Raw genomic sequence first — 9,942 nt, 5'->3', positions numbered from 1 at the left:
TATAGATAAAAGTGTTTTAATAAAATCTATGCAGCTTTCACTTTTTTTAATATCTTTGTATATTTTATATAATCAGATTGAGGGTTATAAAACAGCTAATGAATACAAAAGAGTTATGTCTAAGAAAGTTCTATAATCTTCTAATTATATCCCGCACAACACCGCTTAAATTTCTCTCCAGACCCACAAATGCACGGTTGCTTTTGCGTGACAGTCATCGCAACCGTCGGATCTAAGAAGTACCAGCGCGCATCATGATTAGCTTTGTTTGTAACCTTTACAAAGGCAGACAGTTCATGGTGTGCCTGTACTTTTTCTTCTAAACTAGCGGTATTATCTTTGGTGTTAAAATAAGCCTTAAACTCAACTTGTGCATGACGTTTACCCAGCTTTGGCGTGTGCTCTACAATCTCTAGTCCTGCCCAATCTGTTTCTTTGGCCCAACTTTCAATCGCTGTAACATCAAGCAAGCTTTGTTGCGCGGGCAGTGTGGTCTTGACGATATACTCTGGCTTAATCAACACAAAGGCACTATAGCGCGTACGCATGAGCCGTTCGGCTGTCTCCGCTTTTATACCATCCACTTTATCGACGTCGTCATCATAAAGAGCATCATGATAAGGCTGGCAGCAGTCTTGATAAGCGACTGGCGACATAACAGTGTCTGAGTCTGGATTTACTTGGCAAGGGCAGATTGGCATAGCAGGGTGCATATTTTACTCGGCTTTTTTTCTGAGTATTAGGGTGTGTCATCAATTGGCACATGGATACATTTAGTGGCCTTAAAATGGCTAAATTTTGTCAAACATCGCCAGAAATCTTGTCAATATGTTCATATTTACGGCGAGTGCTTCCTTGTTTGGCTGCCATTTGTCTCATTTTAAGCCCCACAATCTAAATGATGACACGCCCTAGCTCTGTGTGTTTTAACATCGCAAAATTTTAACGTCGCATGTTTTCTATCATATTGGGCAATATACCAACTTTGAGCTGCGCCCATGCTGAAGGGTCGCTGAGTCGTGACCAAAACATCTCAAAAGGCGGGGCGGCATATACCAGTAGCGCAAGGATAGTATATAAGAACAGATACCACCATTTGTCTTTTGGCTGATAAAACTTCATCGCTGTGCCCGATGAGCGCTTCATCTTCATATTGGACAAATTAACACTGTACAGCTCGTCTAGTGACAAATGTACCATCGCGCCGCCAAATAAGAATAAACCGTAAAACCAGCTGGTCGTCAGTGGTAGGTGCAGGCCATAATAGCTTAAACAGGTGAGACCCAGCCCGAGTATCGCCATATACGGTACAGAGTGGATGACGCCGCGATGTACCGTCATAGTGGTGAAGACATGAAAGACCACGTAACGCATAAAACTGTAGCCCGCCAGCCATAATACGATCAACGATAGCAAGCTCAGATCACCGCGCCAATGCATGACCAGACCAAAGGCGAAGATAAACGAGGTGATATTAAAACCGAGCTTAATCGGCGTTGAATTATCAGAATCCAAGTCGGGCAGCAACCCACCGATTGTACCAAGCGCCACGCATACTAAAAACCCTGAATCGTCAATCAATCCAGCTTTATACACCGTTAGACTCATCGTGCCGCTGACCATAAAAGCAACATTTAGGTGGGTATTAAAATTTGCCATAAAACTCATTCATCCATAGCGCTCAAAAAGACCTTTCGAGCGGCGCATCTAGCAGTAAAAAAGCGCACCATGATACCATAGACCGTCCATACGTCTAATAGAGATAGCCTGCAAGAGAGAGCTCCTTATGCCCGCCAGTGATTTGCCCACCACACTTAATTGTGATACTTATACTAAGCAGCCGCCTGTAGTAGAAGGTAAGCTCGATGACGGCTTTGCTGACATTGATTGGCAAGCGCCTTGGTTGTCGCACATTACTCAGTTGAGTTACCTCAGTAAAACCATTGAGCGCCTTAGTCGCTCAAAACCGCAGAGAAATAGCTTAGATGGTTCGGATGATTTAGAAGGTTTGGATAATGTGAAAAGCCCAAATGGGCATGATATAAGTGCTTCTGACATCAATACGCCTGACACGATTGCCAAAGTCTTAAAAGCGGCGATGGCGCAGCAGGCTGAATATTTGCAACAGCCGTTACCACATACCAAACCTGCTCATGACCACAAATCTCAAACGCTACAGTTCGTCTCTCAAAATGTATTGCCTGAAGGGGAGGCTTATGAGCATTTCATCGGCACGAGAGGCAATATCCCGACGCGTGACAACTTACATGATTTATTTAACGGCAGTATTTGGCTGACCTTTCCGAAAACCAAAGCCATGCTGAACTATTACCATATGCTAGAGATTGCCGCGCAGGGTATTAGTGAGCGTCGAGGGCGTGTGCGTGACACCATTACTGTCTTCGATGAGAATGGGGCAGTGCTAGTGACTTCTGATGCTAGTATCGGTGAGGCATTAGTCAATTTCGACTGGCAGGCAAGTTTGGTAATGCCCCGTGTTAAATGGGACAGCCCTCAACAGTCTAATAACCATGCTCAAGCGGCGGTCTATATCTTTGGTCATGCACTGCTTGAGCAGTTGGTATACCCGCGCAAACCTCTATGCGCTCACAGCATTGTCATTCACGTTGCACAAGAATTCTTTACTTTATCGTTAGCTGAGCGTATGCGTTATTTAGATGATAAGGTTGCCGAATATATGGATACATTATTATCCAATGATGATGTCAAACCGCGCCAGCTCGCGCCATTGCCTATTTTGGGTGTGCCGCACTTTTGGGCAGAAAATACAGATACTGACTTTTATGAAGACAGTTTTGTATTCCGCAGTGGACGCCGCCAAAAAAATAAAAAATAAATAGGAACGAACAGCTTGGAAATAGTGCGCTAAACCGTTGTTACGTTTACGATTGTGCCACGATTCGACAACGTCTAGACGTTAACAAAGCCTTGTATGTTTGTTATGGTAAAAGGGCGTTTATGTTAAACAATAAGGATGTGATTATCTCTTTTGTTAACACAGATTCGCATCAGACAGTTTTAGAAAACGGATCTATTAATGCAAGACAGATCGATCATTTATTGAGCCACCAGTCATACCTAAACTTATAATAATTTATGTCTAGGATCTATAACAACGATAAGGAAGCTACTATGAGCGATATTTTTGATGTAAAAGACACCCTTTCGGTTGCTGGCAAGGAACATGCCTACTACAGCCTGCCAAAGCTGACCGAAACTTACGAGCATATCAAGACGCTACCATTTTGCATGAAAATCGTATTAGAGAACCTATTACGTAACGAAGATGGCGGTCAATCAGTCGGAAAAAACCATATCGAAGCCGTTGCCAATTGGGATGCAGGCGCAGAAGCGTCAAAAGAAATTGCCTTTATGCCAGCACGTGTGGTCTTGCAGGATTTCACCGGTGTGCCTTCTGTGGTCGATTTAGCAGCGATGCGTGATGCGGTGGTGGAGCTTGGCGGTAAGGCTGAGCAGATTAACCCATTCATCCCTAGTGAGCTAGTCGTCGATCATTCCGTACAAGTAGATGCTTATGGCCGCGAAGATGCGCTAGATTTGAACGAAAAGATTGAATTTAAGCGCAACAATGAGCGCTATGAGTTCTTGCATTGGGGCAAGCAAGCCTTCGAAAACTTCGTCGTGGTGCCACCAGCGACAGGTATCGTGCATCAGGTAAACCTTGAGTATCTAGCCCGTGTTGTAATGGCAGCAGAGGTCACTGTCGATGGTAAAAGTGAGCTGACAGCTTATCCAGATACAGTATTTGGTACGGACAGTCACACGACCATGATTAATGGTATTGGCGTGCTTGGTTGGGGCGTGGGCGGTATCGAAGCGGAAGCGGCGATGCTGGGTCAACCGTCATCAATGTTAATTCCACAAGTGGTTGGGTTTGAGCTGAAAGGCAAGTTGACTGAAGGTGTCACTGCGACCGATTTGGTACTGCGAGTGGTCGAGATGCTACGTGCGCATGGTGTGGTGGGTAAGTTCGTCGAGTTCTATGGCGAAGGCTTACACAGTATGCCACTGGCTGATCGTGCAACGATTGCCAATATGTCACCAGAGTATGGTGCGACTTGTGGTATCTTCCCAATTGACCAAATGGCGATTGATTATCTGCGCCTATCTGGTCGCGATGAAGCGCAAATTGAGTTGGTTGAAAAGTATGCCAAAGCTCAAGGCTTATGGCACGATGCCGACACACCAGCGGCGATTTATTCGAGCAAGCTAGAGCTGGATCTGTCTTCAGTACAGCCTGCACTTGCTGGTCCTAACTTACCACAGCAACGTATCAATCTGTCTGATATGCATGAGAAGTTTGGCGAAACGCTAGAAAAAATGACCAAAGATCGCAAGTCAGAAGTAGAAGGCAAAGTGCGCTTTGACCAAGAAGGCGGTGAGCAAGAACAAGCTGAACATTTAGCAGCACAGCCAAAAATAGACGACGATCAAGATGATGGCTATCAACCTGCAAATGGCGTCTTCTCTACCGTTAGTATCGATGAGAAAGACCACAAGCTACGTGATGGTTCAGTCGTGATTGCCGCCATTACTTCTTGTACCAATACCTCAAACCCAGCGGTTATGATTGGTGCAGGTCTCGTTGCCAAAAAAGCGGCGGCTAAAGGTCTAAAAGCCAAGCCGTGGGTCAAAACCTCACTCGCACCTGGTTCAAAAGTCGTCACCGACTATTTAGAAAAAACCAAACTGATGGATGAGCTAGAGAAAACAGGCTTCTATCTAGTGGGTTATGGGTGCACCACCTGTATCGGTAACTCAGGGCCACTGCTTGAGAGTATCGAGCAAGGTATCGAAGAAAACGATTTGGTCGCTGCTGCCGTGTTATCAGGCAACCGTAACTTTGAAGGTCGTATTCACTCACATGTCAAAGCCAGTTATTTAGCGTCACCACCGCTGGTTGTCGCTTATGCGTTGGCAGGTACGGTCGATATTGACTTGACGACCCATCCGCTCGGACAAGATCAAGACGGTAATGATGTTTATTTAAAAGACATCTGGCCGACGTCAGAAGAGATCAATGAGTTGATTGCCAATAATATCGACGCTGATATGTTCCGCAAAAATTACGGTGAAGTGTTCGATGGTAGTGCCGCGTGGAATGCGATTAGTTCGGCAGACAGCCAGCTATATCCATGGGATGAAGAATCGACGTATATCAAAAACCCACCGTTCTTTGATGGCATGACCATGGAGCCAGAAGGTATCCCTGATATCGAAGGCGCGCGTATCTTAGGTCTATTTGGTGATTCAATCACTACCGATCATATCTCACCAGCAGGTAATATCGATCCAGACTCACCAGCAGGCAAGTATTTGCAAGAGCGTGGCGTGCTACAAGCCGATTTCAACAGCTATGGCTCACGCCGTGGTAACGATGCAGTCATGACCCGAGGTACTTTTGCCAATATCCGTATCAAAAACACCATGATGGGCGGCAAAGAAGGCGGCTATACCTACTACTTCAAAGGTGACAGCGCAACACTACAAGATGGCGAAGAAATGCCTATCTATAACGCAGCGATGAAGTATAAAGAAGACAAGCGTCCGCTAGTTGTGCTTGGCGGGGCAGAGTATGGCTCTGGCTCTAGCCGTGACTGGGCAGCCAAAGGTACGATTTTGCTCGGTGTAAAAGCGGTATTGACCAGCTCATTTGAGCGTATTCACCGTTCAAACCTAGTCGGTATGGGTGTGTTGCCATTGACCTTTAAAGAAGGTGAAAATGCAGAGACATACAAACTAGATGGCTCTGAAGTACTGAGCATCACGGGTCTGGATAATGGCGAGAGCAAAACTGCCACGGTTACAGCTACACGTGCTGATGGGTCAAGCGAGACCTTTGAGGTAAATGTCGGCCTACAAACGCCAAAAGAACGCGAATATGTGCGTCATGGTGGTGTGTTGCACTATGTACTACGTCAACTGGCTGCTGAGAGTAAAGAAGCAGGCTAGTTATGTATTAGACTTAATATGACAAAAAGCCCAATCCTCTTCAAAGTAGGGGATTGGGCTTTTTTATTGGGTGGTATGATTTTTATATTGGTGTTGTATACAACTTAAAATAGGTTCAATTTACGTTTAAATACAACTCATCTCTTACTGCAACTAACACGGACAGAGCTGCTTGTTCATTAGGTTGCTCAGGTAAATCGCTATTGTTAAATGCCGCTGTAATCTCCATACTCAATTGGTCGGCCTGTGCTAAGAGCGAATTATAATCTCGCGCACCTGATTTAATATCGAGCAGCTCATCGCGATTAGGGCGCCCGACGATGACTTGGCCAGTCGTTGCAATATCGTATGCCACCTCAAGTAGACGAATCGTATGCATCATATTCTTGGCATCGTATTCTTTTGCATGAGCAATAGTAGATTGGTAGCGTACTTCGTTACGGTTGGCAACCCACTGCCAGTATTCTTTATAATCGCGGCAATACTTACTATAGCCTTGTTCATTAAATGACAGATAAGCGATAGGTGTTATACCTTTGGGGATACTGCTTAGGCGTAGCTGAGTAGCATCAGCATGTTGATATAAGCCTGAAAATCCAAACGTACCAGTGGTATCAATGTACATGGCATACATCTGCGTAGCTTTTGCCATAACAGACAATCCGATGTTTTGTTGGTCAGTAGCTGTATTACGTAGCCAATCTGTGAGCGCAACACTGCGATTGTCCATAAAAACGGTACAAAAGTCTAAGATAGATTTTTTTTCACGGCTCATTGGGTTGACGATTTTTTTATTAAGCCCACGCGCTTTTTTAATTTGACTGTGGGCGAACCCTGCAAAAGTCTTTTGACACAGCTTGCTAATAAACCAGTCAGCAGAAAACGATGCCATGAGCGGATGTTGATACAGTATATGTTCGGCTGGTGTGGCAAGCAGCTCCATCATATTTGGGTTGTTTTGTAGCAGTAGCTCAATGTAGCGCCCAAGCTCATAATAAACAATATCATTGCTAGGGTTGCTGACTTGCGGGATATAGTCGCTATGGCGGGCAAAATAAGATGACTTTGGGAGATAAAATACGCCCTTGATATCAGTGTCTGATTCTGGTGTTGCTAGCCCATATGCACGACTGCCTGAGATACATTCAAGCAAAATGAGTCCCTCTGATTTAAGGCGTGCTATTGTTAAAGGCTCTGTTGGCATTTGATAAGTCTCTGTTGTTCGTAGTCGTTGTTTCGCTTTATGTCTGTATGAAATTTGGTCTGAGTGAGATTTAGATTTGCACTAATATTGCATCGAACTCAGTACGGTACGATAAAACTCATTTAACGGGGTGATATCAGAAATGTTAGTTTCAGAAAATATAGGATTGTCTATACTGTGCCACAATCCTTCAATCACGCTTATCATTAATGGTGACAATTGATGTATATAACTTTCATCTTGTACGCGCTTGATATCAATCAAGGTTAATATTTCGGTTTGTACCCTCTGATCGACCAATTCAAACATTTGCGTCATTTTGACAGGGGGCGGTGTGGCTATGCTGAGTGTCCATTTCGCTGCAAGTAATGCCCGCAGTAAATAAAAAAACTTCTTTAGGCGAATGGGCGCACTGAGATCAAGATCACTACTGGCATTTTTTGCCATGCCGCGGTAATGATGGAACACGGTTATGGGTTGGAAGTAATCTATGCTCAAAATTTGTAGATGCGTTATGAGATCTGTTTTCTGAGCATAGACAATGGGTGAGTGTAGCCATTCAAATATCACCGCATTGGACTTATATAATAGTTGCAGGGCTTTTTTGATATCCCAGCCACCAATATCAAACGGTACTGATAATAGGTCGTTTTGGATAAATTCAAACGTGTCTTTGCCATCGAACAAACTTAAGTACCAATCAGGTTTATTACAATAAAGCAGGCGGACATCATAATCGCTATCGGGTGAAGCAAATCCCCACGCACGGCTGCCACTCTCAATAGCATGCAGACAAGTGATTTTCTGCGTCTGATAAACTTGCTGTATGGCATGGATAATGTGGTCAGTATCGTTGTTTTGCATAGAGCATACCATCGTTGGTTGTTTGTTAATGAGTACATAACATAATAAAGAATATGTGCAGTAATGATGAAAGGGCGAGTATGATATCTCAGAGTACGATAGTAGTTTGTCATTGCCCTAGTCGAATATCAAACACGCCCTAACGAAAAAAAGCTTAACTCTTCTCAGTTAATAGCTTAATTCCTAGTCCCATGAATACGACACCGCTTATTTTATTCATCATTGATTCAATTTTTGGATTCTCTCTTAGTTTTTTGCTGAACTTTGACGCCAGTAGCGCCAAACACAAGCACCATATAAAGCCTGTGGTGGCAAAAGTCAGTCCCAACATCAAAAATGACAGCATGCCGTAAGCATAACTGGAGTCAATAAACTGCGGGAAAAATGCGAGGAAAAATAACGCGACTTTTGGATTAAAGGTATTGGTTAGTACACCTTGCTTATATATTTGCCAGTGGTCTAGAGGTTTGATTGATTTCGACTTCTCGTCATCCTGAAAATGACTGGCTATCAAAGGCTGCTGTTTACTCATTAGCATTTTGAGACCCAAATAGCACAAGTATCCAGCACCAATATATTTAACGAGCATAAATGCCGTAGGAGAGTTGGCAAGTAACACGGACAATCCTAGCGCCGCCAGTAGCGTATGCACCAGAATACCCGAAGTAATACCCAACACAGAATAAAACCCTGCCGTTTGCCCCTGCGAAATACTACGGGTAATGATGTACATACTGTCCGTGCCTGGGGTTAGGTTTAACAAAATAGCAGCCAAAATAAACCCTAGATAGTTCTCAATCCCGAACATAGCGAATCCCTTCTTTTGATAACCCTAATTGTCCGTGTGTTATACAGTCTGTATGGAAGTTATAAAACTCTTATAAGGTAGATAGTATCTAGCATTGAGTGAGTTAGCAATAGAATAAATTTCTCAATAAATACTGATTTTAGAAACCATAAGACACACTTTACGCTCAGCCCCTGTGAAGTGGATAAGACGTAAATATTTTATAAAAATCTCAGATATGGCAGTGCCAACTCTGATAATATATCAGGATTAGATAAAACATTTGTTGATAATAAGGATTTGAGATGAAACGTTTGGCTTGTACCGTTGCTGTATCTTTTTTTGCTATGACTGTTGGGCTAAGTGCCGCGCATGCTGAGAGAATTTGCAAAGTAACGGATCCGACTGGCACACCATTAAACATTCGCGATGAACCTAATGGCAAGATTATTAATAAGCTGCGTAATGATCGCGAAGTGTATGTCACAGATACCAATTATGATAATAAAAACCGTCCGTGGGTATATTTAGAAGGCTACTACAAGGGCGAATACAGGCATTGGGGCTGGGCGATTAGAGAGTTTGTCTCTTGTTATGATCGTTGATATATTAATTTCAGCTTATCTAAACCATAATAAACTGACTATAACAAAACCAACAGACATAAAAAAGCCCAGTCACCGTATGATGACTGGGCTTTTTTATTGTTCGCTTACTAGTCTAATCTGATGCTAAGCAAAAGTGCTAGTAAGTGACGCCGAATAGTGGCGTCCCCAGGGGGATTCGAACCCCCGTTACCGCCGTGAAAGGGCGGTGTCCTAGGCCTCTAGACGATGGGGACGCATAGAGTGTTATAACCAATGGTTACAACGGTACTTCACAATATCAGATAGCTTACAAGTAAGCATTGCCTAGGTGCTGATATCGTCCTACTAGCGAGTATCTATTATAAATTTCAGTAGTACTGAGCATTGCAATAAATAGTATGGTGGAGCTAAACGGAGTCGAACCGTTGACCCCTTGCATGCCATGCAAGTGCTCTACCAACTGAGCTATAGCCCCTCGCTAAGAGTGTGCGTATTTTATGCAAGAC

The 9,942-nt window shown here is 43.7% G+C and carries 8 protein-coding genes and 2 tRNA genes; 3 read left to right on the top strand and 7 right to left on the bottom strand.

Going from position 1 to position 9,942, the window contains the following annotated elements:
* Nucleotides 1–140 precede the first annotated feature (140 nt).
* On the bottom strand, nucleotides 141–713 hold the full coding sequence (locus QL982_RS03730; RefSeq protein ID WP_290164101.1) for a YchJ family protein: 573 nt from the start codon (nucleotides 711–713) through the stop codon (nucleotides 141–143).
* A 229-nt stretch (nucleotides 714–942) separates the two neighbouring features.
* A complete protein-coding gene (locus QL982_RS03725; RefSeq protein ID WP_290164102.1) occupies nucleotides 943–1,659 on the bottom strand; it encodes a metal-dependent hydrolase in 717 nt (238 codons plus the stop codon).
* 127 nt (nucleotides 1,660–1,786) lie between these two features.
* Between QL982_RS03725 and QL982_RS03720 the strand changes: the two genes are divergently transcribed.
* Together QL982_RS03720 and acnA are read left to right on the top strand one after the other, a co-directional pair.
* Entirely contained in the window at nucleotides 1,787–2,857 is a 1,071-nt protein-coding gene (locus tag QL982_RS03720) for a DUF3025 domain-containing protein (protein ID WP_290164103.1), read from the top strand.
* Nucleotides 2,858–3,153: 296 nt separating this feature from the next.
* On the top strand, nucleotides 3,154–5,994 hold the full coding sequence (gene acnA, locus QL982_RS03715) for an aconitate hydratase AcnA (protein ID WP_290164104.1): 2,841 nt from the start codon (nucleotides 3,154–3,156) through the stop codon (nucleotides 5,992–5,994).
* Between the two features lie 115 nt (nucleotides 5,995–6,109).
* Here the strand turns inward: acnA and QL982_RS03710 are convergent, their stop codons facing one another.
* From QL982_RS03710 to QL982_RS03700, 3 genes are all read right to left on the bottom strand, one after another.
* Nucleotides 6,110–7,198, bottom strand: coding sequence for a nucleotidyltransferase domain-containing protein (locus QL982_RS03710; RefSeq protein WP_290164105.1), 1,089 nt, complete (start codon nucleotides 7,196–7,198; stop codon nucleotides 6,110–6,112).
* Between the two features lie 81 nt (nucleotides 7,199–7,279).
* The gene (locus tag QL982_RS03705) at nucleotides 7,280–8,062 is read right to left on the bottom strand and encodes a nucleotidyltransferase domain-containing protein (protein ID WP_290190167.1); all 783 of its coding nucleotides are present in this window, start codon (nucleotides 8,060–8,062) and stop codon (nucleotides 7,280–7,282) included.
* Nucleotides 8,063–8,216: 154 nt separating this feature from the next.
* The gene (locus tag QL982_RS03700; RefSeq protein ID WP_290164107.1) at nucleotides 8,217–8,870 is read right to left on the bottom strand and encodes a LysE family translocator; all 654 of its coding nucleotides are present in this window, start codon (nucleotides 8,868–8,870) and stop codon (nucleotides 8,217–8,219) included.
* A gap of 284 nt (nucleotides 8,871–9,154) precedes the next feature.
* Here QL982_RS03700 and QL982_RS03695 point away from each other — a divergent pair, with 284 nt between their 5' ends.
* Complete coding sequence (locus tag QL982_RS03695) at nucleotides 9,155–9,454, top strand: hypothetical protein (RefSeq protein ID WP_290164108.1); 300 nt, start codon at nucleotides 9,155–9,157, stop codon at nucleotides 9,452–9,454.
* A 160-nt stretch (nucleotides 9,455–9,614) separates the two neighbouring features.
* On the opposite strand, the gene QL982_RS03690 is transcribed toward QL982_RS03695, so the two are convergent.
* Both QL982_RS03690 and QL982_RS03685 read right to left on the bottom strand, forming a co-directional pair.
* A tRNA-Glu gene (locus QL982_RS03690) sits at nucleotides 9,615–9,690 on the bottom strand.
* A 145-nt stretch (nucleotides 9,691–9,835) separates the two neighbouring features.
* Nucleotides 9,836–9,911, bottom strand: a tRNA-Ala gene (locus QL982_RS03685).
* Nucleotides 9,912–9,942: the final 31 nt, after the last annotated feature.

It is taken from the genome of Psychrobacter sp. 5A.1 (assembly GCF_030407455.1).
In the GTDB taxonomy this organism is placed as follows: domain Bacteria; phylum Pseudomonadota; class Gammaproteobacteria; order Pseudomonadales; family Moraxellaceae; genus Psychrobacter.
The sequence above is the reverse complement of the archived record's forward strand: the minus strand, read 5'-3'. Positions and strand labels throughout refer to the sequence as shown.

Bases quoted from the DNA above. Each gene is read 5' to 3' on its own strand.
- QL982_RS03720 (WP_290164103.1), top strand. From the start codon at position 1,787: ATGCCCGCCAGTGATTTGCCCACCACACTTAATTGTGATACTTATACT.
- QL982_RS03700 (WP_290164107.1), bottom strand. From the start codon at position 8,870: ATGTTCGGGATTGAGAACTATCTAGGGTTTATTTTGGCTGCTATTTTG.
- QL982_RS03695 (WP_290164108.1), top strand. From the start codon at position 9,155: ATGAAACGTTTGGCTTGTACCGTTGCTGTATCTTTTTTTGCTATGACT.
- QL982_RS03710 (WP_290164105.1), bottom strand. From the start codon at position 7,198: ATGCCAACAGAGCCTTTAACAATAGCACGCCTTAAATCAGAGGGACTC.
- QL982_RS03705 (WP_290190167.1), bottom strand. From the start codon at position 8,062: ATGCAAAACAACGATACTGACCACATTATCCATGCCATACAGCAAGTT.
- QL982_RS03730 (WP_290164101.1), bottom strand. From the start codon at position 713: ATGCACCCTGCTATGCCAATCTGCCCTTGCCAAGTAAATCCAGACTCA.
- QL982_RS03725 (WP_290164102.1), bottom strand. From the start codon at position 1,659: ATGGCAAATTTTAATACCCACCTAAATGTTGCTTTTATGGTCAGCGGC.
- acnA (WP_290164104.1), top strand. From the start codon at position 3,154: ATGAGCGATATTTTTGATGTAAAAGACACCCTTTCGGTTGCTGGCAAG.